The sequence below is a fragment of the Ruegeria sp. BJ3 genome, assembly GCF_056535665.1.
This window is the reverse complement of record NZ_JBQFIT010000001.1, coordinates 2,065,188-2,089,182: the sequence shown is the minus strand read 5'-3', so window position 1 is coordinate 2,089,182 and position 23,995 is coordinate 2,065,188. Positions and strand designations below refer to the sequence as shown.

At 58.9% G+C, this 23,995-nt stretch carries 23 protein-coding genes; 16 read left to right on the top strand and 7 right to left on the bottom strand.

The features are described 5' to 3' along the window. Positions 1 to 20 precede the first annotated feature (20 nt). From ACR3EL_RS10455 to ACR3EL_RS10435, 5 genes are all read left to right on the top strand, one after another. Positions 21 to 893 carry a LysR family transcriptional regulator gene (locus ACR3EL_RS10455; protein ID WP_170368239.1) on the top strand — a complete coding sequence of 291 codons (873 nt, stop codon included), beginning with the start codon at positions 21 to 23 and terminating at the stop codon, positions 891 to 893. 238 nt (positions 894 to 1,131) lie between these two features. Then, positions 1,132 to 2,550: a circularly permuted type 2 ATP-grasp protein gene (locus ACR3EL_RS10450; protein WP_170339274.1), complete on the top strand. Its 1,419-nt coding sequence runs from the start codon at positions 1,132 to 1,134 to the stop codon at positions 2,548 to 2,550. A gap of 2 nt (positions 2,551 to 2,552) precedes the next feature. Next, positions 2,553 to 3,494, top strand: coding sequence for an alpha-E domain-containing protein (locus tag ACR3EL_RS10445; RefSeq protein ID WP_480721509.1), 942 nt, complete (start codon positions 2,553 to 2,555; stop codon positions 3,492 to 3,494). A gap of 3 nt (positions 3,495 to 3,497) precedes the next feature. After that, complete coding sequence (locus tag ACR3EL_RS10440; RefSeq protein ID WP_170339271.1) at positions 3,498 to 4,295, top strand: transglutaminase family protein; 798 nt, start codon at positions 3,498 to 3,500, stop codon at positions 4,293 to 4,295. An 11-nt stretch (positions 4,296 to 4,306) separates the two neighbouring features. After that, complete coding sequence (locus ACR3EL_RS10435; protein WP_170339269.1) at positions 4,307 to 5,038, top strand: proteasome-type protease; 732 nt, start codon at positions 4,307 to 4,309, stop codon at positions 5,036 to 5,038. A gap of 51 nt (positions 5,039 to 5,089) precedes the next feature. Here the strand turns inward: ACR3EL_RS10435 and ACR3EL_RS10430 are convergent, their stop codons facing one another. Continuing rightward, positions 5,090 to 5,452, bottom strand: coding sequence for a MerR family transcriptional regulator (locus tag ACR3EL_RS10430; RefSeq protein WP_170339267.1), 363 nt, complete (start codon positions 5,450 to 5,452; stop codon positions 5,090 to 5,092). A 66-nt stretch (positions 5,453 to 5,518) separates the two neighbouring features. On the opposite strand from ACR3EL_RS10430, the gene ACR3EL_RS10425 reads away from it, so the two are divergent. Then, on the top strand, positions 5,519 to 6,775 hold the full coding sequence (locus tag ACR3EL_RS10425; RefSeq protein ID WP_170339265.1) for an NADH:flavin oxidoreductase/NADH oxidase family protein: 1,257 nt from the start codon (positions 5,519 to 5,521) through the stop codon (positions 6,773 to 6,775). 181 nt (positions 6,776 to 6,956) lie between these two features. Here ACR3EL_RS10425 and ACR3EL_RS10420 read toward each other — a convergent pair whose 3' ends face one another. From ACR3EL_RS10420 to ACR3EL_RS10405, 4 genes are all read right to left on the bottom strand, one after another. After that, entirely contained in the window at positions 6,957 to 8,237 is a 1,281-nt protein-coding gene (locus tag ACR3EL_RS10420; RefSeq protein WP_480721506.1) for a TRAP transporter large permease, read from the bottom strand. A gap of 9 nt (positions 8,238 to 8,246) precedes the next feature. Continuing rightward, complete coding sequence (locus ACR3EL_RS10415) at positions 8,247 to 8,774, bottom strand: TRAP transporter small permease (protein WP_170339262.1); 528 nt, start codon at positions 8,772 to 8,774, stop codon at positions 8,247 to 8,249. Positions 8,775 to 8,849: 75 nt separating this feature from the next. Continuing rightward, on the bottom strand, positions 8,850 to 9,833 hold the full coding sequence (locus ACR3EL_RS10410) for a TRAP transporter substrate-binding protein (protein WP_170339260.1): 984 nt from the start codon (positions 9,831 to 9,833) through the stop codon (positions 8,850 to 8,852). A gap of 51 nt (positions 9,834 to 9,884) precedes the next feature. Beyond that, positions 9,885 to 10,673 (bottom strand): SDR family NAD(P)-dependent oxidoreductase, encoded by a 789-nt coding sequence (locus tag ACR3EL_RS10405; RefSeq protein WP_480721503.1) that lies wholly within the window; start codon positions 10,671 to 10,673, stop codon positions 9,885 to 9,887. 259 nt (positions 10,674 to 10,932) lie between these two features. On the opposite strand from ACR3EL_RS10405, the gene ACR3EL_RS10400 reads away from it, so the two are divergent. Then, positions 10,933 to 11,613 (top strand): GntR family transcriptional regulator, encoded by a 681-nt coding sequence (locus ACR3EL_RS10400; protein ID WP_170339257.1) that lies wholly within the window; start codon positions 10,933 to 10,935, stop codon positions 11,611 to 11,613. A 35-nt stretch (positions 11,614 to 11,648) separates the two neighbouring features. Beyond that, complete coding sequence (locus ACR3EL_RS10395) at positions 11,649 to 11,960, top strand: cupin domain-containing protein (RefSeq protein ID WP_170339254.1); 312 nt, start codon at positions 11,649 to 11,651, stop codon at positions 11,958 to 11,960. Positions 11,961 to 12,108: 148 nt separating this feature from the next. On the opposite strand, the gene ACR3EL_RS10390 is transcribed toward ACR3EL_RS10395, so the two are convergent. Both ACR3EL_RS10390 and ACR3EL_RS10385 read right to left on the bottom strand, forming a co-directional pair. Further along, the gene (locus ACR3EL_RS10390) at positions 12,109 to 13,746 is read right to left on the bottom strand and encodes a GMC family oxidoreductase (RefSeq protein ID WP_170339252.1); all 1,638 of its coding nucleotides are present in this window, start codon (positions 13,744 to 13,746) and stop codon (positions 12,109 to 12,111) included. A 10-nt stretch (positions 13,747 to 13,756) separates the two neighbouring features. Continuing rightward, positions 13,757 to 14,857, bottom strand: a complete 1,101-nt coding sequence (locus ACR3EL_RS10385) for a LacI family DNA-binding transcriptional regulator (protein ID WP_254437762.1) — start codon at positions 14,855 to 14,857, stop codon at positions 13,757 to 13,759. 167 nt (positions 14,858 to 15,024) lie between these two features. Between ACR3EL_RS10385 and ACR3EL_RS10380 the strand changes: the two genes are divergently transcribed. The 8 genes from ACR3EL_RS10380 to ACR3EL_RS10345 all read left to right on the top strand — a co-directional run bounded on the left by ACR3EL_RS10380 (position 15,025) and on the right by ACR3EL_RS10345 (position 23,989). Beyond that, positions 15,025 to 16,491 carry an aldehyde dehydrogenase family protein gene (locus ACR3EL_RS10380; RefSeq protein ID WP_217358571.1) on the top strand — a complete coding sequence of 489 codons (1,467 nt, stop codon included), beginning with the start codon at positions 15,025 to 15,027 and terminating at the stop codon, positions 16,489 to 16,491. Positions 16,492 to 16,546: 55 nt separating this feature from the next. Further along, the gene (locus ACR3EL_RS10375) at positions 16,547 to 17,521 is read left to right on the top strand and encodes an ABC transporter substrate-binding protein (RefSeq protein ID WP_093961695.1); all 975 of its coding nucleotides are present in this window, start codon (positions 16,547 to 16,549) and stop codon (positions 17,519 to 17,521) included. 67 nt (positions 17,522 to 17,588) lie between these two features. Next, positions 17,589 to 19,124 (top strand): sugar ABC transporter ATP-binding protein, encoded by a 1,536-nt coding sequence (locus ACR3EL_RS10370; RefSeq protein ID WP_254437761.1) that lies wholly within the window; start codon positions 17,589 to 17,591, stop codon positions 19,122 to 19,124. Further along, positions 19,109 to 20,086, top strand: coding sequence for an ABC transporter permease (locus ACR3EL_RS10365; protein WP_170339251.1), 978 nt, complete (start codon positions 19,109 to 19,111; stop codon positions 20,084 to 20,086). Before ACR3EL_RS10370 ends, ACR3EL_RS10365 begins: the two co-directional genes overlap by 16 nt. A 3-nt stretch (positions 20,087 to 20,089) precedes the next feature. Further along, positions 20,090 to 21,088, top strand: a complete 999-nt coding sequence (locus ACR3EL_RS10360) for an ABC transporter permease (protein WP_142634806.1) — start codon at positions 20,090 to 20,092, stop codon at positions 21,086 to 21,088. Beyond that, complete coding sequence (locus ACR3EL_RS10355; RefSeq protein ID WP_170339249.1) at positions 21,085 to 22,185, top strand: mandelate racemase/muconate lactonizing enzyme family protein; 1,101 nt, start codon at positions 21,085 to 21,087, stop codon at positions 22,183 to 22,185. Before ACR3EL_RS10360 ends, ACR3EL_RS10355 begins: the two co-directional genes overlap by 4 nt. Further along, positions 22,182 to 23,222: a zinc-dependent alcohol dehydrogenase gene (locus ACR3EL_RS10350; RefSeq protein WP_170371356.1), complete on the top strand. Its 1,041-nt coding sequence runs from the start codon at positions 22,182 to 22,184 to the stop codon at positions 23,220 to 23,222. The genes ACR3EL_RS10355 and ACR3EL_RS10350 overlap by 4 nt, the downstream gene beginning before the upstream one ends. Then, positions 23,219 to 23,989 carry an SDR family oxidoreductase gene (locus ACR3EL_RS10345; protein WP_170339245.1) on the top strand — a complete coding sequence of 257 codons (771 nt, stop codon included), beginning with the start codon at positions 23,219 to 23,221 and terminating at the stop codon, positions 23,987 to 23,989. Before ACR3EL_RS10350 ends, ACR3EL_RS10345 begins: the two co-directional genes overlap by 4 nt. The last annotated feature ends 6 nt before the right edge of the window (positions 23,990 to 23,995 follow it).

Below are 23,995 nucleotides of genomic sequence, written 5' to 3'. Positions count from 1 at the left end.
AAGGTGGCGAGGTCTTTGAGATGAGCATTCGAGCGTTGCGAACTCTGATCGCAATACATCGGCATGGAAGCTTTCGAGCCGCATCGGAGGCCGAGCATCTGACGCCGTCGGCGGTAAGCCATCAGATGCGGAACCTTGAAGTCATGTGGGGGCTCGACTTGTTTGACCGGTCGGCGAAGACACCCAAACTGACCAGTGCGGGGCTCATGCTTGTTGAAGAAGCGGCGGCGGTCGTCGCCGCCTATGACGGCCTGACCGACAAGGTGAGATCAGACAAGGAACTTGCCGGCGAGATAATCTTGGGTGCAGTTCCAACGACTTTGACGGGTTTGGTGCCTGCTGCGTTATCAAGGCTGAAGTCAGAACATCCTGACGTGCGTGTCAGACTTGTTCCGGGCTTGACCAATCAACTGCTGTTGCAGCTGGACCGCAAGCAGGTTCACGCAGCAATCATCTCACGCCCGGATATCCTGCCGAAGTCGCTGGAGTTCTCGGAAATCGTGACCGAGAAACTGGTCCTGCTCGTCTCGGAAAATACTCCGGACCTTTCTCCCGAAGAACTGCTCGGCGCGTTGCCGTTTATTCGGTTCACTCGCGACGCGGTTGTGGGGAGGCAGATCGAGACCTGGTTGCAAAGGATGGGCATAGAAGTCAAAGACGCCATGGAGCTTGAAGGCCTCGAGGCAATATCAAGCATGGTCGCCGCTGAACTCGGAGTCTCGATCATACCTGACAATCGTCTGGCGTCTTATGACCATTTGCGGCTCAGAAAAATTCCTCTGGAGCAGTTCGGACCCCGACGCATCGTCGGTCTTGCGAGTGTGGCAATGTCACCCCGTGCCAGAATGGTAGACGCAGTCCGGGGCGCGCTGCTGGATGCGGTGGGCACCTAGTCGGTTCTCAGGCGGAGCCGTAGCCCCTGATTGCTTTCGAGGATTGCTTTGGTGGCTGCACGTCATTGAAGCCAGAAGCCGGTAGAGTGGCGGCGATGATTTTTGCTGCACCCAAAACAAGTTTCGTCATCGACGGCCGGGCTGCTGTTCGCTCGAAAACTGTGCATTTCTTGGTAGGCCGCCAACTGGAAAAGCCCGTACAACTTGCAAAGTTTGAATTGATCGTCACACTTCTCGTATGAGCGAGTATTTTGATGAGATGTTCAACGGCGACGGATCTCTCAGAGGTCCTTACGAAGAGATTGGACGTTGGTTCAATGCGGAAGATGTCTCACGGCTGAGGGCCAAACAGCGCGAAGCCGAGGAAGTATTCAGGCTGACGGGGATCACTTTCAACGTCTACGGCAAGACCGAGGCCGAAGAACGCTTGATCCCATTTGATATCGTTCCGCGCGTGATTTCAGGGCGCGAATGGCAACGTCTGGAGCGCGGTATCGAACAACGGGTTCGGGCGATCAATGCGTTTCTTCACGACATCTATCACCGTCAGGAAATCGTGCGTGCCGGTCGCGTGCCGGCAGAGATGATTGCCAGCAACGAAGCCTTCCTGCCGCAGATGCTGGGTGTCTCACCGCCGGGGCAGGTCTACACCCATGTGGTTGGCGTTGATCTGGTGCGTACCGGGCCGGATGAGTTCTTCGTGTTGGAAGACAACGCCCGCACGCCGTCCGGGGTCAGCTACATGCTCGAAAACCGGGAAACGATGCTGAAGATGTTCCCCGAGCTTTTCAGCGCCACGAATGTGCGCAATGTATCCGATTACCCCCGCAATCTGAGACGCTCGCTTGCGGCCAGTGCGCCGGCCTGCGCGGACGGCGAGCCGACCGTCGCGGTATTGACTCCGGGGATCTACAATTCAGCCTATTTTGAACATGCGTTTCTGGCCGATCAGATGGCCGTGGAACTGGTCGAGGGCCACGACCTGCGGGTTGTCGATGGGCGCGTCTGCATGCGCACCACGCGTGGTTACAAACCAATCGACGTTCTTTACCGCCGGGTTGACGACGATTTCCTGGACCCGCTGAATTTCAACCCGGACAGCGCGCTGGGCGTTCCTGGCATTCTGGACGTCTATCGGGCCGGGGGCATCACGATCGCCAACGCGCCGGGCACGGGCATTGCCGATGACAAGGCGATCTATTCCTACATGCCTGAAATCGTTGAGTTCTACACGGGCGAGAAACCCCTGCTCAAAAACGTTCCGACGTGGCGCTGCAGCGACCCCGAGTCGCTGTCCTACGTATTGGACAACCTGTCCGACCTTGTCGTCAAAGAGGTGCACGGCTCGGGCGGCTATGGGATGCTGATCGGTCCGACCGCCAGCAAGAAAGAGATTGCGGCCTTCCGTGACAAGCTCAAGTCGCGGCCGTCGAACTATATCGCTCAGCCCACATTGTCTCTCTCGACAGTACCGATCTTCGCCCGTTCGGGACTTGCCCCCAGGCATGTCGATCTGCGGCCGTTTGTTCTGGTGTCCCCGGATGGGATCGAGATCACCCCCGGCGGCCTGACGCGCGTTGCGCTGAAAAAAGGGTCCCTGGTCGTGAATTCAAGCCAAGGCGGCGGGACCAAAGACACCTGGGTTCTGGAGGACTGACCATGCTGGGAAAAACTGCTGGCGGGTTATTCTGGATGTCCCGGTATCTTGAGAGGGCGGAAAACACGGCCAGATTGCTTGAAACAGGCCAGAGGATGGCGCTGACCCGGACCAAGAACTCCGATGCGGAATGGGGCTCGGTTCTGAAAACCGCCGGCGTTTTCGGTGGTTACAGCGCCAAATATGATGAGATTTCAAAAGACAATGCCGTGGATTGGATGTTGCGAGATGCCGACAACCCATCCTCGATCAAGTCTGTCATCAAGCAGGCGCGAGACAACGCGCGTCTTGTTCGAACCGCATTGACCCATGATGTGTGGAGCGCGGTGAACGCCACGTGGATACAGATTGATCAAGCCATGAAGCGCCGCGTGAACGAGAGAGACCTGCCGGGGACGCTGGAGCTTATTCGTCAACAGGCGGCTCTGGTTCGTGGCGCAACGCTAGGGACCATGCTGCGCAACGATATTTTTGATTTCACCCGGATCGGCACCTTTGTCGAGCGGGCCGACAATACCGGGCGCATCCTGGACGTGAAGTACTATGTTCTTCTGCCGACGGCCTTTTCGGTCGGCTCGTCACTGGACAACATCCAATGGGAAAGCATTCTGCGGTCCGTGGGTGCAGGTGGTGGCTATCGCATGACCCACGGCCAGAATACCCGGCCGTCGGAAATCGCTCAGTTTCTGATCCTCGATCAGCGGATGCCTCGCAGCCTGCATTTCTGCTGCAGGAAAATCCAAGAGAACCTTTCGTATCTCAGCAAAGACTATGGCTTTGCGGGGCCGTCGGTTACGGCAGCCGATGCGCTGTCCGAAAAATACCTCGACCGGCAGATTTCTGATATCTTTGACCTTGGGCTGCACGAGTACATTCAGGACTTTTTGAAGGATCTTGGGAACTTGAGCCGCCAGATTGAAGTTGACTACCGGTTCTATGAGTGACCAATGAAACTGCATATTCGCCATGAGACACGATACGATTTCGACGCGCCGGTTCCCTTTGGCCTGCAGCAGCTGAGAAAGACGCCCAAATCTTTCCGCAATCAGAATATCCTCTCTTGGAGCACCGAAGTGACCGGGGGGCGCAAGGAACTGAGCTTTGAGGACTACCACCGCAACACGGTGGAGCTGATCAGTTTCGAAGCGAATACCCAAAGCATCTCATTGATCTCTGAAGGTGTTGTCGAGGTTGAAGACACGCATGGTGTGTTGGGACGTCACGAGGGCTCGACGCCGTTGTGGCTTTTTCAGCGGAGCACGCCTTTGACAACGCCGGGCAAGGGTGTTGCAGACGTAATCGCCGAGTTGCCGGATGGTGAGCCGCTTGAGCGGATGCATGCGCTGTCCGAAAGAGTTCGGGCTCAGGTCTCCTACGAAGTGGGAGGCTCGCACCCGGACTGGAGCGCAGAAGACGCCCTCAAGGCCGGGCGCGGCGTCTGCCAGGACCACGCGCATGTTTTCATCACCTGCGCGCGGAAGATCGGCGTGCCGGCCCGCTATGTCTCGGGTTATCTGATGATGAACGAAACCGAATTGCAGGATGCCACCCACGCGTGGGCCGAAGTTCATCTGGACGGGCTTGGCTGGGTTGGATTTGACGTGTCCAACCGGATTTCACCCGATGATCGATACGTGCGTGTCGCAACCGGTCTGGACTATGCCCAGGCGGCCCCGGTAATAGGAAACAGAATTGGGGCAGCGGGCGAGCAGTTGACGGTTCAATTGCAGGTCGCACAGCAGTAACGGAGAACCTGATGACCTATGCTGTGGGCATGCGGCTGAACCGCGGACTGGTTTTCATGTCGGACACGCGCACGAATGCAGGTGTCGACAACGTGTCCACCTTCAACAAGATGTTCAATTGGACCGTCGAAGGCGACCGTTCAATCACCTTGTTGACGGCTGGCAACTTGGCGACCACCCAAGCCACCATAAGCCTGCTGGAAGAACGTACAAAAGCACCGGAAGACCGGTCGCCGTCGATCCTTGAAGCGCCGACGATGTTTCAGGTCGCCCAATTGGTTGCGGCGACGCTGAACGACGTCATCGAGGGGCATTCCCGAGCGGGCCAACAGGCAGACAGCGCCTTTCACGCGACCCTGATCCTGGGGGGGCAGATCAAAGGCGGCCCGTCGCGCCTGTTTCTGATCTATCCCGAGGGCAATTTCATCGAGGCCGGTGAGGATACCCCGTTCTTTCAGATCGGTGAGACGAAGTACGGCCGCCCCATACTGGTACGTGCGTTTGATCCGGACATGAGCTTTTCCGAAACGGTAAAGCTGTTGCTGGTCAGTTTCGATTCAACGATCAAGGCCAATTTGTCCGTCGGTGCACCGCTTGATCTGCTGCTTTATGAGGAAGACAGCCTTACGGCCGGCACGCGTTCAAGGTTCGAGCCTGACGATCAGTACTTTCGGACCATATCCGAAGGGTGGGGCGATGCGCTGAAGGTCGCCCTGTCAAAGCTTCCGGCATACGAAGCCTGAGGAGCGAAATCTTGTGCTCCCGCAGGGCGCAGGTTTCAGGCTGCCAAACCCTCAGCAGCCATTTGACTCAGGGTCACTCAGATAGGCGATCATCTGGTCCAAGTCGCGGCGAATCCCGTGCAGGTCTTTGATCTTTTGATCCACATCGGCCAACTTGCTTTTTAGGTTCGCGATCACCTCGGGCCGCGGGATAGTGATTTCCGGGTCTTCCGGTAGGAAGCGCTTGATTTCCGACAGAGAAAAGCCAAGCGACTTGCTCATTGCGATGGTCTTGATGCGGGAAATCATTGCATCGGGATAGTCGCGATAACCGTTCTCCAGACGCTCGGGCGGTGGGATCAGGCCGTGTTTTTCGTAGAACCGAATGCTTGACGCTGACACGCCCGTGGCTTCTGCCAATTTTCCGATCTTCATGCCCTTGACCTTCAACCATTGTCGAAGGTTTATATCACCTGGGATCGAGAAGAAAAGGATCCCAAGATGACTGTTTCACCGCTGTTTGAACCGCTCACATTGCCAAATGGGGCGGTTCTCAGAAACCGTCTGGCAAAAGCTGCAATGGAAGAAAGCCTGGCGGCTTTCGGGCAGGTGCCAGACGAGAAAATTCACCGGCTTTATCGCCGCTGGGCCGCGGGCGGCGCGGGCTTGTTGATTACTGGAAATGTAATGGTCTCGGCTGATGCGCTGTCCGGCCCCGCCAGCGTGGTTCTGGAAGACGGAACTGATCTTGCGCCTTTCCGGGAATGGGCCGAGGCAGGGCAGATGCGCGGCGGAGCAATCTGGATGCAGATCAATCATCCCGGTCGTCAGGTCCTGGCGAGCCTGGGCGAAGAAACGGTGTCAGCGTCCGACGTGCCGGTCGAGATCCCCGGCATGTCCAAAAACTTCAACCCGCCGCGGGCCCTGACCGAGGCCGAAATTCAAGACCTGGTTCCCCGTTTTGCTCGAACAGCCGCGTTGGCCGAAGAAGCAGGATTTGACGGCGTTCAGATACATGCCGCCCACGGCTATCTTATCAGCCAGTTTCTATCGCCCTTGACCAATCGCCGTACCGACCATTGGGGCGGCTCTTTGGAGAATAGGGCGCGCTTCCTTTTTGAGGTCGTTCGCGCGATCCGGGCCAGCGTGTCCAGGAGTTTTACCGTTTCGGTGAAGCTGAACTCGGCTGATTTTCAGAAAGGTGGATTTGGGCAGGATGATGCCAAATGGGTGGTCAACCAACTTGGCGATATGGCTATTGATCTGGTCGAATTGTCCGGCGGTTCCTATGAGAGTCCGGCCATGCAGGGCAGGCAGGAGGATGGCTCCAGCACGGCCCGGCGCGAAGCCTATTTTGTAGACTTCGCGCGGGAGATCGCTGCTGACGCGAAAATGCCGATCATGGTGACCGGCGGCATTCGCTCTCGGGCTGTTGCCGAGGATGCATTGGCCAACAACCGGGGCGGGATTGGCGTCTCGGTTCTTGGGGTGGCCCGCGCGATGGCGTTTGAACCTGATCTTGTCGAAAACTGGCGGAATGGCAAATCAGAGTCGGTCAATATCCCGGAAGTGTCTTGGAAAAACAAAAGGCTGGCGGGGTTCGCCTCGATGGTGCTGGCGTATTTCCAGCTTGAACGACTGGCAAATGGCAAGCCACCGAAAGTACCGCACTCGGCGTTTCTCGCGCTGATGCGAAATCAGATGCGGGCGAAGCGATGGACGAAACGTTACCGTTCCTGGCGCGATGCCCGAGCATAATGTGGTCAGGGATGCCTAAAGCAGGGATCCAACGGCGTTTGTGCGGGTAATCACCATGTGGCGGCACCTTTGACGCTCGGCTTCCGGCACCGACCGCAGGTGTTTCTGCCGTTGCCGCCAGAGTTGGAAATGGGCGCAACCTTACACAGGTTGCGCCCGAATTTTTGCGTGCTCGCCCTTTCTATCCAAGCAACCCTGGCAGGGTCAGCGAGATTGCGGGCACAAAGGTGATCAGCATCAGAGCGACCAGAATTGCCAGGTAAAAGGGCCATATCGTCCGAACCGCCTTTTCCATCGGCAGTTTGCCAACGGCGCAGCCGACAAACAGGCAGGAGCCAACCGGAGGGGTGCACAGTCCCAAGCCCAGATTCACCAGCAAGATCATTCCGAACTGCAGGGGATCAATGCCAAGGCTGTTGGCAACCGGCAGGAAGATCGGCGTGCAGATCAGGATCAGGGCAGCCATGTCCATGATCATGCCCAGAAGCAACAAGACCGCATTGATCATCAGCAGGATAAGGATCGGGTTTTCCGTCAGGCCTGTCAGCAGATCCACCGTTTTGTCCGGCACTCTGTAGAAGGTCAGCATATAGGCAAAGGCACCCGCGCAGGCGATCAGGATCATGACCATGGCCGTCGTGCGTACGGCCGACGCAACCGCGATGCAGAACTTGTCCCAAGTGATACTCCGGTAGACCACGAGCGTGACGACAAAGGCATAGATTGCGCCGAACGCCCCGGATTCGGTGACCGTGAAGATGCCTGACAGGACACCTCCGACGATGATCACGGCAGTCAGCAGCCCGGGGATCGCGCTGAGAAAGCTGATGACCAGGGCCTTCCAGCCCGGAAAGGTTTCGGCCTGATACCCTCGGCGCACCGCAACAAGATACGCGGCGACGGCTAGGCAGAGGCACATCAGCACGCCGGGAACTACACCCGCGAGGAAAAGTTTCGAGATCGAAATGCCGCCCCCCGCTGCAATGGCGAAGATGATCATGTTGTGGCTGGGAGGGATGATGATCCCTGCGATCGACGACGTGACCGTCACATTGACCGCATAGTCCGCGTCGTAGCCTTTTTCTTTCATCACGGGAACCAGGATGGAACCCAGTGCAGAGATATCAGCAATGGCCGATCCGGAAATCCCACCAAACAACATCGACGAAAACACATTCACGATGCCCAAGCCCCCACGAACGGCGCCGACCGCGGCTGACGCGAACCGCACCAGACGCATGGCGATCCCGCCGTGGAACATCAGTTCACCGGCGAAGATGAAAAACGGGATTGCCATCAACGAGAAAACGTTGATGCCCGAGATGATCCGCTGGAACCCGATCATCAGCGGCAAACCTTCGAACCAGAAGGTCGAGATGGCGGCAATGCCCAAGGCGAAGGCCACGGGTGTTCCGATCAGTACACACAGGGCGAAGACGCCAAGCAAAAGAAGAATTCCCATGATCCGCCTCTATTCGATGCTGTCTTTTCGCTCGTCAAAACCGACGCAGAGGCGGATCAGGTGACCAACGGAAAACACAAGGATAAGGCCCCCGCCAATGGTCAGGGGCAATGACCGCAAGCCTTCGGGAACCTGGATCAAGGGAATGAGCGACCCCCATTTGAACATCGTAAGCCGCGCCCCGAACACCAGCATCAGAGCACCGAATCCGGCCATGATCACATCCGTGCAAACGACCAGAGCCGTCCTGACTCGCCGCGGAACGGCCGAGCGCACGAGGGACACGGACAAATGCGTGTTGTCGTGCACACCAACCGCCGCGCCGATGAACGCGATCGTCATGACCAGCAACAGGGCGACCTGCTCGACCCACGTTGGCGTTGCGTTCAGGACGTAGCGGCCGAAGACGAGCCAGCCGAATATGATGGTGACCACGACCAGCGCGACACCGGTCACGATCCGGCATGCATCGGCGATGCGGTCGAGGATCCTGACCATAGTGCGCACTGAGGACGGGGGCGTAGATGTATTGCTCATAAGCCTGAAACTCTTGATCAGATGTCCGGCCCCGCATTGGCAGGGCCGGACGGTATCAGATCCGATACGGTCCGATCACTCGGTCGCCTGGATGGTTTCAACCAACGGGCGGAGGTCAGGGTTGGTTGCGAAATAGGCCTCGTAGACCGGGGCCATCGCGGCCTGGAACGGCGCTTTGTCGGCCACTTCGTTCACTACCACACCCGCAGCCTCGACCGCCGCGCGGCTGGCCGCTTCACGCTCAGCCCACAATTGCCGCTGCAACTCGGCGGACTCTTGCGCCGCCTCTCTGACTGCGGCCTGCAGTTCAGGCGACAAGGCGTTGAATTTGTCGGTGTTGACGCACACGCATTCAGGGATGATCAGGTGCTGGGACAGCGAGTAATAGCCGGCAACCTCGAAATGGCCGGTCGACTCGTAGGACGGCCAGTTGTTCTCGGCGCCATCGACGACCCCGGTCTTCAGGGCCTGATAGACCTCGGCGAAAGCCATGGGCGACGGGTTGCCGCCAAGTTCGGCAATCATGCCGGTGAACAGATCGTTGTTCATGACCCGCACTTTCATGCCCTGGACATCGGCCGGGGTATTGATCGGCTTGGTCCCGTTGTAGAAGGATCGGGCGCCGGCGTCATACCAGGCAAGCGGGGTCAAACCTTTGGCTGCCATACCGGCCGCGATCGCGGCACCGCCCTCGCTGTCCAGAACGCGGAACATGTGAGGGACGTCCTTGAAGATGAAGGGCAATGAAACGACATTTGCCTCGGCCACAATCGGTCCGATCGGACCCAGGTTGAAATTTCCGACCTCCAGAGCGCCAGCGCGGACCTGTTCGACCGCATCGGGCTGGCTGCCCAATGTGCCGCCGTGGAACATTTGCAGGTTGATTTCACCGCCGGTCTTTTCGGTGACCAGTTCGGCGAATTTGTCCATCGCGACAGTATTCGGGTAGCCGTCCGCGTGGATGTTCCACCCGCGCCAATCCTCGGCCAAAGATGCGCTGCCGGTCATGACGATCATGGCTGCGGCGCCAATCAGTGTTTTTGTAAGTTTGGTGTTCATGCTTTCCTCCCTAGAAGCAGACAGATGTTTTTGGTGATCGGTCGAAGCCGGCTATGAAAAGAGCAGGCCTCCGTTGATGTCGATGTTCGCGCCCGAAATGAATGCGGCGGCGGCGTCCGAGGCCAGAAACGCGACGAGGTTTGCCACATCCTCTGACGTTCCTTCGCGTTTCAGCGGTGTGGCGCTGGCCACGTTGGTTCGGACTTCGGTTTTGGTGAAGACATTATGGAAATCTGTGTCGATCATGCCCGGGCAAACCGAATTGACCCGGATGTCGGGGCCCAGTTCCTTGGCCAGCCCACGTGTCATCGTCATGACCGCCCCCTTCGAGGCCGCATAGGCAACCGCGCCGGGACCACCCCCGTCACGACCCGCCTGACTGGCAAACCCGACGATCGCACCACCTTTTTTCATGTGCGGCAACACCGACTGAACGGCACAGGCAAAAGAAGTGGTGTTCAGGTCCATAACGTAACGCCAATGGTCCATGTCCATCTCGGACAGGGTCTTTCGGGCCACCAACCCTCCGGTCACGTGGACAAGAATGTCGATCCGGGGCCCGAAGGCGGCAATCGTTTCTGAGACCAGCCTGTCCACATCTGCGCCAGAGGTCATGTCGCCCTGTACGGCGATCGCCTGACCGCCGGCAGCCGTTATCTCCTGGACCGCCGACTCTGCACCCGTGGATGAGCTGTGATAGTTGATTGCGACCGACGCTCCGGCCTCGGCCAGTTTCAGAACGCAGGCACGGCCAATGTCCCGTCCGCCGCCGGTCACGATCGCAACCTTTCCTGCAAGGTTCCGGTTCAGGCCAATCTGTTCAGCGTTCAATTCGGTCATTCTCTTGTCCCTTTGGATCCCCGGTCAGCCTGTTGGCGCGCCCGTTCCGAACTCTGAGTCCCAACAGGCATGAAGCAGTGTTGCATATTTTAGTCGACTAGGATACTAGTATTGTCAACAACTTTGTTTGGGGATCGCAAAAGGCATCGCCCGGCCCGTGCCAAATCAATTGGCTGGAGATACATTGAGGAGTATCGAGAGAGGGGCCTCGAGCCTCAGAAGATCACCCGAGTTGGTCACGCGCAGAAAAAGGCAGGAAATGCAAAGTATTACGGACAAGATCGAGCGGCGCACAACCACCGACATCGTTTATGAGAGCCTGTACGAGGCGATCGTTTCGCTTGAAATCCTGCCGGGGACGAAACTGTCCGAAGCCGACATCGCAAAAAAATTTGAGGTGTCCAGACAGCCCGTCCGCGATGCTTTCAACAGGCTCGAGGCGCAGGATTTGCTGCTGATCCGGCCTCAGAAAGCCACCCGGGTCCGTAGCTTTTCGATGGAACGGATCGGTCATGCACGCTTTGTTCGCCTGGCCGTCGAGTTGGAGGTGGTGCGCGCTGCATGCCTGGTCTGGAAGCCCGAATACTCGAAGCTGCTGGAAGACAATCTCAGGCGGCAGAAAGACGTGGTTTCAAGGAGCGACGCCGAAGAGTTCCATCAACTCGACTACGACTTTCACCGGTTGATTTGCGAGCTGAGCGGCAACCCGCTGGCCTTCGACACGATCCAGGAATGCAAAAGAAAGATCGACCGCCTGTGTGTTCTGAGCCTAGGGCGCGAGAGCGAGGCCGAGACTCTGGTTCGGGATCATGTGGCGCTGGCCAAGGCGCTTGCAGACCGCGACGAGGCGCTGGCAAGCGAAACCATTCGCCGTCATCTGGGCCGTATCGACAAGACCATCGAGGAGGTTTACGCGAAACATGCCGAGTATTTCGAGTGAAATGAACGCCGCCACCTGACCGAGGACACTGCATCATGACAAAAAGCTATCCGATTGTGTCGCCCGCGCCGGGCGTCTCGCGCCAGGTTTTGGCAGATCACGAAGACCTCATGATGGTGTCCTTCCGCTTTGAGAAAGGTGCCGAAGGCGCACTGCACGACCACCCGCATGTGCAGTCGACATTTGTGCGGTCCGGGCGGTTCAATTTCGTCATCGGAGATCAGGAGCGAGAGCTGGGGCCCGGTGACAGCCTGATCATTCCGTCCGGCGTAAGCCATGGTTGTGTTTGCCTGGCGGCCGGAGAGTTGATCGATTGTTTCACGCCCAGGCGGGACGACTTTCTGTAAGGCGCTTTCCGCGAGCGCCCTTGCTTCGGGCTGCGATTTTCTTGAAGCCTTGCGGCTGGTTAATCTGTTTTTTGGCGAGACGGGCGGGGCAGGGGGCATATCATTGCGCCGGAAATCGGATCAACCGACAGCGGCCCCGCAGCTTGGGCTAGGAATTGCGGTCCTCGCGTGCTGATCCAATGCCAAGGATCAGGTCAGCACATCGTTCGCCCAGCATCATGGCGGGTGCGTTTGTGTTGCCGGCGTTGATATCCGGCACGGCGGACATGTCGCACACCCGCAAGCTCTCGATCCCACGCACGCGCATTCTGGCGTCCAGCACGGCCATACCGTCGCCGTCCTGGCCCATTTTGGCGGTGCCCGCCGGGTGATAGTTGGTTTTCACGAACCGTTTGCAGTGTGCTCGCAGCGTCTGGTCGTCGTCCGCTGTAGGAATCACGATTTCGCGGATCCTTTGCGCAAGCGGGCCCGAAGTGAATGCCCGGCGAAAGAAACGCTGCCCCCGGATCATCTCCTGCATGTCGTCTTCATGCTTAAGAAGGTTCGGCGAAACCACCGGCATGGCGTCGGGGTCTGCCGAGCGAAGCCGAACCTCACCGCGTGATTTCGGTTTGACCACGACGGTCGTGACGGTCAGGCCAAAGTCATCCTGCACCTCGTCCAGCGCATCGCGATCCAGATAGACGATGGGAACGCAAAAGGCCTGAATGGTTGGTTCTCCATCAGGGTTCGACGGATTGACGAACGCGCCGGCTTCTACCCCGGCCGAAGTCACCGGGCCGCTGCCGAACAGCTTGAACTGAATGCCGTTGCGCAGCATCCGCCAGCCCTCACCTTGTTTGAAATATCCGTAAGGGCCGTTGGCAAAGGCGGTGATCGGAACCTCGGGGTGGTCGATCAGGTTCTGGCCAACCCCGGGCAATGAGCAGACGACGGGAATATCGTGTTCGGCAAGATGTGCATCCGGTCCGATACCCGACAGCATTAGAATTTTCGGCGTGACCAGGGCGCCAGCCGCAAGCACAACCTCACCATCACACCGGACGGTGTGGGACCCGCGTTTGTCGCGATACTGCACGCCGACGGCCCGGTCGCTTTCGATGATGACTTTGCTGACCTTTGCGCCAAGCCGGATGGTCAAATTCGGGTTCGCCTCAAGTGGAGCGAGAAACGCATAGGCTGACGAACTGCGTTTACCGGCGCGATTGGTGAACTGGTAGAACCCGACACCGCGCTGCGTTGCGCCGTTGAAGTCCGTGTTGAATGGTTCGCCAAGGGCCTGCACCGACTGAACGAACCAACGGGACATGTCGTCGATATGCCCCGGATCCGAGACCTGCACCGGACCGTCGCTGCCATGCAGGTCGTTGTGAAGCCTGTTGTTGCCTTCCATCCTGCGGAAATAAGGCAGCACATCGTCCCATCCCCAGCCGACCCCGTCGTTGGTCTGTCGCAGCAGGTCGTCCCACGAATCATAGTCGGAAGGCCGGCCACGCATATAGACCTGCGCATTCACGGACGACCCGCCGCCCAGCACGTTGGCCTGCGGAATGTCATGCACCCGACCGTCCAGGTGGTCCTGCGGTTCGGTCTGGTGGTAGGTCATGAACTTGGACCCGTTGATCATCTTGAAGATACCCGGCGGCATGTCCAGCAGCGGATGGCGATGCGAATGCCCCGCCTCCAGCACCAGAACCCTGCACTTGCCTTTGTTGACCAGCCGCGCTGCTGCCGCGGCGCCGGCCGAGCCGCCGCCGATGACGATGTGATCGAAGGTTTCCGTCATGATTTCGCCTTCAGGTCCGGCGTTTAGGCTCGCTGATCGAGTCACGCTCGACCAGTTCACATTCAAGCTTCACGAGTGGATGCCGCTGACCGTCCGTCGGTCCGTGGAACAGCTGTTCGACGACCCAGCGTCCCATCGCCCGGGTGGGAAGGATCATCGACGTCAGGGGCGGCGACAGGTGTCGCGCGGTTTCGTCATCGTCAAATCCGATGACTGAAATGTCCTCGGGGATGGACAGGCCAAGTTCCTTGAGCGCCTCATAGCAGCCGATGGCCATGCGATCATTCTGGCAGAAAATGGCGGTTGGCGGAGAGGGCAGGTCCATCAATTCCCGTGTGGCAGCATAGCCTGCGCTGGGCAGCCAGTTGCCCTCGATGACCAAATCCTCGTCAAATGGGATGTCGGCGGAAGCCAGGGCGTTTCTGTACCCGGTCGTACGCCCTGCGGCGCATTCCATGAACGGCTCGCCGGTGATGGTGGCAATTCGTTTGTGCCCGGCCTTGATCAGGGCGTTGGTCGCCGTATGTCCGGCAGCGACTTCGCCGGGGATCACCGCAGGAAAAGAGAGGTCGTCGCAGAAGCAGTTCAACAGCAGAACCGGGGTGGCCGTCTGCCTGAGGATCTCCGGCACGACCACCCGCCGCGTGAAAACGGTCGCGTAGATGATGCCTGCAACCTGTTGGTCCAGGAAATACCTCAGCGTTCTGGGCTCGACCTCGGGGTCGTTTTGAGTCTCGGCCAGCAACACAAGATTTCCGGTGTCCCGAACGGCCTGTTTCACGCCGTTGAACGCGTTCACCATTTCGGGGCTCGATGCCAGATCATCCACGACGAAAGCGATGGTTCCGTCCAGCGCCGCGGGCCGGCGCGCGCTGTCCTGGGGTTTCCTGAGTTGAGAGGGCATGGCGTATCCAAGCGTGTTGGCGGCATCCAGGACCCGTTGCTTGGTATCCTCGGAGATCTTGACGGAATCATTCTTGTTGAGAACCAGCGAGACTGTCGTCTGCGAACACCCGGCGACCCGCGCAATGTCGTGCATTGTTACGCGCTGCCGGCCCGCGACTCGTCCTACACCCTTGTGCTGCCCGGCTTCGTTCGCTTGATCGTTCATCGCTCAACCTTTTTTGTTCGCATCCTTTTTATCGCCTATGCGGAGGGCGCGCAACTAATATTAGTAGGTAATAAATAATATTAGTGTTGACGAAATAATACTATTAGTGTTTTGATCGGCGGTGCGGTCGCCAGTGTGGTCTGGCCGAGCAAGTGCGGGAGGCGAAATTGCGGTCTGTAGTGGGGGAGTTGGGTCAAGTCGTTCGTCATTCGATGTTCATCGATGGCCGCTTTGCCGACTTTGACGCGGACGCGGTCGATGTCGAAAACCCTGCAAATGAAGAGATCGTAGCGCAGGTTCCAGATGGTGGTGCCATGCATGCCGATGCAGCGGTCGAGGCGGCCCGCCGGGCTTTTGGCGCGTGGTCTGCGCGCCCGGCGATCGAGCGGGCGCAAATGGTCCGAAAGCTCGCCGAGGCCATTCGGGTCGACGCCGCGCGTCTGGCTGCTTTGATCACAGCCGAGCAGGGCAAGCCGATCTCGCAAGCCCGAGGTGAAGTGGATGCCGCCGTCACCTTTCTTTGCCATGCAGCTGAAGAGGCCCGGCGGATTTCGGGTGACATAGTGGCCTCGGACAACAGGTCCGAAGAAATCCAGATACGACGCCATCCCTATGGTGTTGTCGTTGCGCTGACGGCCTGGAACTATCCCTTGGCATTGGCCGCCAGGAAAATCGGGCCAGCGCTGGTCGCGGGCAACACCATTGTTTTGTTGGGGCATGAAATCACGCCGCTGTCGGGTCTTGCGGTTGCCGAGCTTGCGGACAAGGTCGGCTTTCCGCCCGGTGTTCTGAATGTTCTTACGGGGAAAGGGCCGGTGGTTGGGCAGCGGCTGGTCGAACACCCCGATACGTCGCTGATCACGATGACCGGCAGTACGCGCGCCGGGAAAGAGATTTTTCGCTCAGCGGCCGACCGAATCAAGGTTGTCCGGCTCGAGCTTGGGGGCAAGGCTCCGTTCATCGTGATGGAGGATGCGGATGTTGACGCCGCCGTTTCGGCCGCCATTGCCGCCCGGTTTGCCAATTGCGGCCAGATCTGCACCTGCAACGAGCGTATGTATCTGCATCGCGGCATTGCAGACCAATTCTTGGAAAAATTCGTGTCAGCAGCCCGCGCTTTGTCGATCGGGGATCCGATGGAGGACTGCGACTTGGGGCCCAAAGTCAGCAAGGTCGAAGTGACCAAGGTCGCCGAAATCATCCAACGCAGCATCGCAGAGGGTGCCACGGTGCATCTCGAAGGTGGGCCTTTGACGGACGGCGCGCATGGCAAAGGGCACTGGATGTCCCCGACCGTTCTCGAGGTCTACGACAACGGCAATGCCGCGATGCAAGAGGAGGTCTTTGGCCCCGTAGCAACAGCCATGCGAGTCGATGATTTTGATCAGGCGATAGCCTTTGCGAATGACACGTCATTCGGGCTGTCCGCCTATCTCTTTACGGCATCGCACCGCAGATTGATGGAGGCCCCGAGCCGTTTGAAGTTCGGCGAACTGTACTTGAACCGTTCGAATGGCGAGGCCGTGCAGGGGTTTCACACTGGTTGGGGGCTGTCCGGGGTTGGGGGCGAAGACGGCGCCTATGGCTTCGATGGCTATCTGAGGAAACAGACGACTTACATGAATTGGGCATGACCTGAAAACTCGCGGTCAAAACGGAGGCGACCGCACCAATGGAGGAGGAATAACCATGAAACGCAGAACCCTTTTGATCTCGACGGTTGTCGCAGGTGCGCTGTTGGGCACCACGGCGATGGCGCAGGATCTGCCGCCGCTTGAGCAGAAAGATCGCTACAAGGTCGGCTTTGCACAGATGGAGTCGAACAATCCCTGGCGTATTGCCGAGACGAAATCGTTCCATGACACGGCCGAGGCCTGCGGCTGGGATCTTATCGCGACGGATGCGGCGGGATCTGCGGCCAAGCAGGTTGCGGATGTGGACAGCATGATCGCCCAAGGCATCGACGTCCTGTTCCTGCCACCGCGGGAAGAAAAGCCGCTGATCCCGGCCGTTATGAAGGCCCGTGCCGCCGGCATTCCGACCTTTCTGGTGGACCGCTCGGTTGATCCAGCCGTCGCCAAGCCGGGCGAACATTTCGTGGCCTTCCTGGGATCGGACTTCATTGATCAGGGCAACCGGGCCGCGCAATGGCTGATGGAGAATTTCGAGGGCGACAAAGGCATCATCGTCCAGTTGGAAGGCACGACAGGGTCCTCGCCTGCAAATGACCGCAAAAAGGGCTTCGACGACGCGATCGCAGCGGATGACCGCTTTGAGATCGTGGCCTCTCAGACCGGGGACTTTGCACGCGACCTGGGTCGTCAGGTGATGGAAACCCTGCTGCAGGCGCATCCTGACGTGAACGTGGTCTACGCCCACAATGACGAGATGGCGATTGGCGCGATCCAGGCTCTGGAACTGGCCGGCCGCAAGCCCGGCGAGGACGTGACCATCGTGTCGATCGACGGGACACGCGATGCGCTTCAGGCCATCATCGACGGCAAGATGGGCGTCACGGTCGAAAGCTCGCCCTTCTTCGGCCCACTGGCCTGTGAAGTCATGAAGAAATACGCGGCTGGCGAGACGATCCCGGAATGGGTGAAAGTCGAAGATCGCATCTTTACCAAGGACAACGCGGCCGATCACATCGACGAAGCCTATTGATTCTCCCTGGTGGGTGGTGCTGGCCTGTGGTCGGCGCCGCCTGCAAGCAATCGGAGGAAGACATCTCATGAATGCGCTCGTCTCGATGTCGGGAATTGAAAAGTCCTTTGCCGGCGTACCGGCACTCAGCCAGGCCAGCCTGGAGATCGCACCGGGCGAGGTTCATGCGCTGATCGGTCAGAACGGTGCCGGCAAATCGACGATGATCAAGGTCCTGACCGGAGTTTACGACCGGGATGCCGGAGACGTCCATCTGGCGGGTGTGCCGAGCCGCATCTCCACTCCGCGCGAAGCGCAGGAATCCGGAATTGCCACGATCTATCAAGAGCTCAACCTGGTGCCGCTGCGGTCAGTGACCGAGAACATCATCATGGGGTACGAGCCCAAACGTCTTGGCTTTCTCGTCGACTGGCGCGAAGGCAACAGGCGCGCACGCGAGGTTCTTGCGCGCTTTGGCATAGATATCGACGTGACCGAGCCGCTGGGAAATTTCTCGACCGCGATCCAGCAGTTGGTTGCGATTGCGCGGGCTGTTTCATTGGACGCAAAGCTGGTCATCATGGACGAACCCACCTCGTCATTGGATGCCAGCGAGGTCGAGGTTCTGTTCGGTGTGGTGCGCGAGTTAAAGAAACAGGGCGTTTCCGTTCTCTATGTGTCGCATTTTCTCGATGAGTTGTTCCAGATCTGCGACCGGGTCACAACGATGCGAGACGGGCGTACCGTCAGCACGCGCAACGTGCAGGACACGACCAAACTGGAAATGATCGCGGACATGCTGGGCCGCAACAAGGACGAGATCGCGGCAGACGGGCTCACGGACTTCGCCGGCGCCAAGGCCAAGAAAGGCGATATCGTTTTGCGGGCCGACTCTGTTTCGACAGGCCCGCGACTGACGCATTTCGACCTCACGCTCCACCGCGGGGAGATCGTTGGGCTGGGCGGGCTTCTGGGCTCTGGCCGGACAGAGGCTGCGCGCGCGTTGTTCGGAGTGGATAGTGCACGCGGCGGCGTAATCGAGCTGCACGGTGCGGTCGGGCAACCGTCCGGACCGGGCGACGCGATCGCAAACGGGGTTGGCTTTCTGACCGAAGATCGCAAGGCTGAAGGGATCATTCCTGACATGTCCGTGCGCGAGAATATGACGCTGGCCCTGCTGCCGAAACTGGCCAGCCGTGGTCAGATCGACTTTGCCCGCGAGCGCGAGATCGTTCAGGCCTTCATTGACGATCTGGGCATCAAGGCGGCGCATATGGACCAACCCATTCGCGAGTTGTCCGGCGGCAACCAGCAAAAGGTACTGCTCGCCCGTTGGCTGGCGACGCAGCCAGACATCCTGATACTGGACGAACCGACCCGAGGCGTAGATGTCGGCGCCAAGCGAGAGATCCAATCGTTCATTCGGTCTTATGTCGAGAAAGGATTTGGCGTCGTCCTCATCAGTTCGGAATTCGAAGAACTGGTGGAAGGCGCCGACCGCATCGTGGTCATGCACGAAGGGCGCTCTGTCAAGGAACTGACCAACCCCGGGATTACCGAGAACATACTGGTGCGCGCGCTTGCGCATCATGAAGAAGGAACTGGTTCATGGACCGCGCAATGAAGTTGCCGCAACGGGTCGCATCGATGCCCTTCCGCTTTCATGGCGGCATCGCCGCGTTGGTCGCCCTGCTGGTGTTCAACGCGTTTTTCACCCCCAATTTCCTGCAGCTGCAGACCCTGTTCGTGAATATCAGCCAGGTTGCCACGATCGCCATCGTGGCCATGGGTATGACGCTGGTCATCGCCACGGGTGGAATTGATCTGTCGGTTGGCGCTGTCATGGCTCTCGCGGGGGCGTTGGCCCCGCTGATCTTTCTGTCGGATCTGGGCGCCGCCAATCCGGTGCTTGGCGTCATTTTGGCCATTGTCCTGCCACTGTTCGTCGCGGGTTTATGCGGGGTATTCAACGGCGTGATGGTTGCCGTGTTGAACGTGCAGCCCATTATTGCGACGCTCATTCTATTTATCTCGGGTCGCGGTATTGCCCAGGTTTTGACGAATGGCAACCTGCAGACATTTTCAAACCCTTCATTCAGTTATCTTGGAACCGGCAAGGTGCTTGGCTTGCCGTTCCAGGGTTGGCTGGCGCTGGCCATTGCCTGTGTGCTGTTCTGGGTTATCACCAGAACCACTTGGGGCCGCTACCTGCTGGCGATCGGCGGCAATGAACGCGCGGCCTATCTGGCGGGTGGTCCCGTTCGGCGGGTCAAGATCGGGGCCTATGTCATCTGCGCGGTGCTTGCGGGCTTGGCAGGTCTGATCGTGGTTGCGATCAACTCGGCCTCGGACGCCGCGCGCAACGGCAATCTGATGGAGCTTGACGCCATCGCGGCCGCTGTCGTTGGCGGGGCTCTTTTACAAGGCGGACGGGCGCCGATCTTTGGTGCCATACTGGGAGCCGTGATCATCCAGCTGGTCAAATATACATTGCTGGCCAACGGGGTAGAGGACGAAGTTGCACTGATCGCCAAAGCGGTCATTATTATCCTGGCCGTCTGGGTCCAGCAGTTCCGGAGGGCTTGATCGATGTTGGATGAAACGGCTTTTGACCTGCGAAAGTACCTGCGGCGCAATTCGGCCTCGGTGACGGTGTGGATCGCACTGCTGGCTTTGATCCTGTTTGGGTTGATGCGCTATGACAACTTTGGCAGCGCCTACAATTTCTCGTCTTTCCTGAATTACAACGCGATGTTCATCGCGATCGCGCTGGGCATGTGTTTCGTGATCATGACCGGCGGGATTGATCTGTCGGTTGGATCCGTTGCGGCCTTTACGTCGGTTGTTGCGGCCTATCTCAGCCCATACGGGATTCAGGTTGCGCTGCCGGGGGCCGTGCTTGCCGGGGTGGGCTTCGGAGCGATCAACGCCTTTTGCATCATCATCCTTCGGATTCCGCCCTTCATCGCCACACTGGCGACCATGCTTGCCGCAAAAGGCGGCGCATTGGTGATTTCGGGCGCCCAGACAATTTCGGTTGATTGGGGGTCGAACTTTACCAAGCTTGGCATGGGGCAGGCGTTTGGTCTGTTTCCATGGGCAATCGTCATAGTGGCCGGACTGACGCTGGTCCTGTGGCTGGTGCTGGAAAGAACAACCATCGGGCGGACCGTCTTGGCGATCGGTGGCAGCGAGGATGCCTCGAACCTCATGGGTCTGAAGGTGAATCGCGCCAAGGCTTTCGTCTACCTGCTTTCGGGCGGCTGCGCAGGGCTGGCTGGCGTCTTTCTGGCCTCGGGCTTTGGAGCCGGACAACCCCTTGAGGGCATCGGATGGGAATTGTCGGCCATCGCATCCGTCGTTGTGGGCGGCACTCTGTTGACGGGTGGAATGGGGTCGATCCCCGCGACGGTGGCCGGCGCGCTGCTGCTGGGGCTGGTCTTCAACGTTCTGAACTTTGAAAACGGTCAGGGGACCATCAGTTTCAGCGCCTATTGGCAGATGGTCATACGTGGAGGCTTTCTTTTTGTGGTCATCCTTTTACAGTCTCGGGTTATTGCCAGGCAGCAGAAGGTCTTGGGTTCGTGAATCGCATAGAAAGTGTTTCAGCGCGGCTGTTCAACGTCCCGCTCGCCGAAGTCCTGGTCGATGCCAAACATGGGGATCACACGTTCTTTCAATTGATCACTGTCACCATCCAAACGTCGGATGGGGTTGAGGGGGTTGGGTATACCTATACGGGCGGCAAGGGCGGTCATGCCATCTTGGCGATGATCCAGCATGATCTAGCGCCTTTCCTGGTTGGACAAGACGCCGAACAGATCGAAAGCCTGTACGATGCCATGCAGTGGCATGTCCACTACGTCGCACGGGGTGGGATAGCCTCGTTCGCCATCTCCGCCGTGGATATTGCCCTTTGGGACATTCGTGGCAGAGCGCAGAATGCACCGCTGTGGCAAATGGCGGGCGGAGCGTCCAGACGGTGCAAGGCCTACGCCGGCGGGATCGACCTGAATTTCTCGTTGGAGAAACTGCTGCGCCAGACCGAAGGCTACCTTGCGCGTGGGTTCAACGCGGTCAAGATCAAGGTTGGGCAACCGGATCTTGCCGACGATCTTGCACGTGCCCGGGCAGTGCGCGAGATGCTGGGACCGGACCGGTTCTTCATGGTCGACGCGAACTACTCCATGAGCGTTGAGCAGGCCATCGTAGCAGCCCGAGGGTTCGCCGACTGCGATATCCTGTGGTTCGAGGAGCCGACAATTCCAGACGATTACAAAGGCTATGGCCGAATTGCCGAAGCCACGGGCGTTCCCCTTGCCATGGGTGAAAACCTGCACACGATTCACGAATTCGAGTATGCCTTCGATGACGCCAAGCTGAGTTTCATCCAGCCCGATGCCTCAAACTGTGGCGGCATTACCGGCTGGTTGCGCGTGGCCGCGCTAAGCGCCCAGCACGGCATTCCGGTTTGTAGCCATGGTATGCAGGAGCTGCACGTCAGCCTTGTTTCGGCGCAACCCAATTCGGGTTGGCTGGAAGTACACTCATTCCCGATAGACCAGTACACGACCCGTCCGCTTGTCGTGGAAGACTACCTGGCCGTGGCCCCGGATACGCCGGGGACCGGAGTGGAATTCGACTGGGACAAACTGAATGCGGAACACAGGGAGATGCATACATGACGACCCAGACGATCTCTGCGGCGTACTACCGGGGCAACAAGAGCTTTGCTGTGGAACAGGCCCAGGCGACGGCTCCGGGCGCTGGCGAGGCCGCCATTCGCGTTGCGTATTGCGGGATATGCGGGACGGATATGCATGTCTACCACGGCAACATGGATGCCCGTGTCGGCCTGAACCGGGTAATCGGGCACGAGATGTCCGGTGTCGTCGAAGCGGTGGGCGCGGGCGTCGATACGGTAAAACCCGGCCAGAAGGTCGTCGTCCGACCGCTTGATCACTGCGGCGAATGCCCGGCCTGCAAACGGGGGCATCAGCATATCTGCCAGAACCTTAAGTTTCTCGGCCTCGATACCGATGGTGCCATGCAAGAGATCTGGACCGTTCCGGCCCACACCTTGCACGTTCTACCGGATGACTTGCGCATGGATCACGCGGCGCTGATCGAGCCGGTCGCCGTTGCTTGCCACGATGTGCGGCTGTCTGGACTGCAGCCTGGCGAGGACGTCGTCGTCATCGGCGGTGGCCCGATCGGCATCCTGGTTGCCATGGTTGCGCGGGACGCGGGCGGAAACGTCGTGATTTCCGAAGTGAATCCGAACCGTCTGGCGATCGCAGAAAAACTTGGCTTTGATACGATCAACCCAACCGAGACCGATCTGGTGTCCACAATCAACGCGCGCACGGGCGACAAAGGGGCGGATGTGGTTTTCGAGGTATCGGGAACGCAGCCCGGTGTTGATGCGATGACCGCCGTTGCCGCGACGCGGGCCCGGATCGTGATGGTCGCGATTCATGCTCAAAAGCCCCAGATCGACCTGTTCCAATTCTTCTGGCGAGAGCTGCAACTGATCGGTGCTCGGGTCTATGAGCCGGAGGACTACGAGAAGGCGATCGCAGTTGTCGCCTCGGGCGGAGTGGACGCGGATGTCGTGATCACTGATGTCAGCCCTCTGGCAGACATTCAGGCCGCGTTCGAAGCACTGGATCGCAGCCCAACCGCAATGAAAAGCCTGATCGAAGTAGGACCGCGTTCATGAGTGTTTTGCAAAGTTTCGACCTGACGGGAAAAACGGCCCTTGTGACCGGGTGCAAACGCGGGATCGGGCGCGGCATGGCCGAGGCATTGGCATCGGCCGGAGCTGATATCATCGGAGTGTCGGCCTCGCTTGAACTGTCCGGGTCAGAGGTCGAAAAAGCCGTCACGGCGATGGGGCGCAGTTTCCGGGCTTACCAATGCGACTTCTCGGACCGCTCCGCGCTGCACGGGTTCATTGATCAGTTGAGAGCCGACGGACAAACTCCTGATATCCTTGTCAACAATGCCGGTACGATCAAACGCAAGCCAGCCGCCGAACACCCGGACGACTGGTGGGACGAAGTGATTGAGGTCAACCTGTCCTCGCAGTTCGTTCTGTCCCGTGAGATCGGCAAGGACATGCTGGCGCGCGGCTCGGGCAAGATCATCTTCACCGCATCGCTGCTGACGTTTCAGGGCGGCATCACCGTTCCCGGATATGCGGCCTCGAAAGGTGGTATCGGACAGCTGACCAAGGCCCTTTCCAATGAGTGGGCCGGGCAGGGTGTGAACGTGAATGCAATCGCCCCCGGCTACATCGCAACCGACAACACCCAAGCCCTGCAGGACGATCCGGTTCGGTCGAAGTCGATCCTGGAACGAACACCCCAGGGCCGTTGGGGTACGCCAGGTGATTTTGCTGGACCTGTAGTCTTTCTGGCTTCTGCAGCGTCGGACTTCGTCAACGGTGAAATCCTTGTAGTCGACGGGGGCTGGATGGGGCGTTAGCACTGC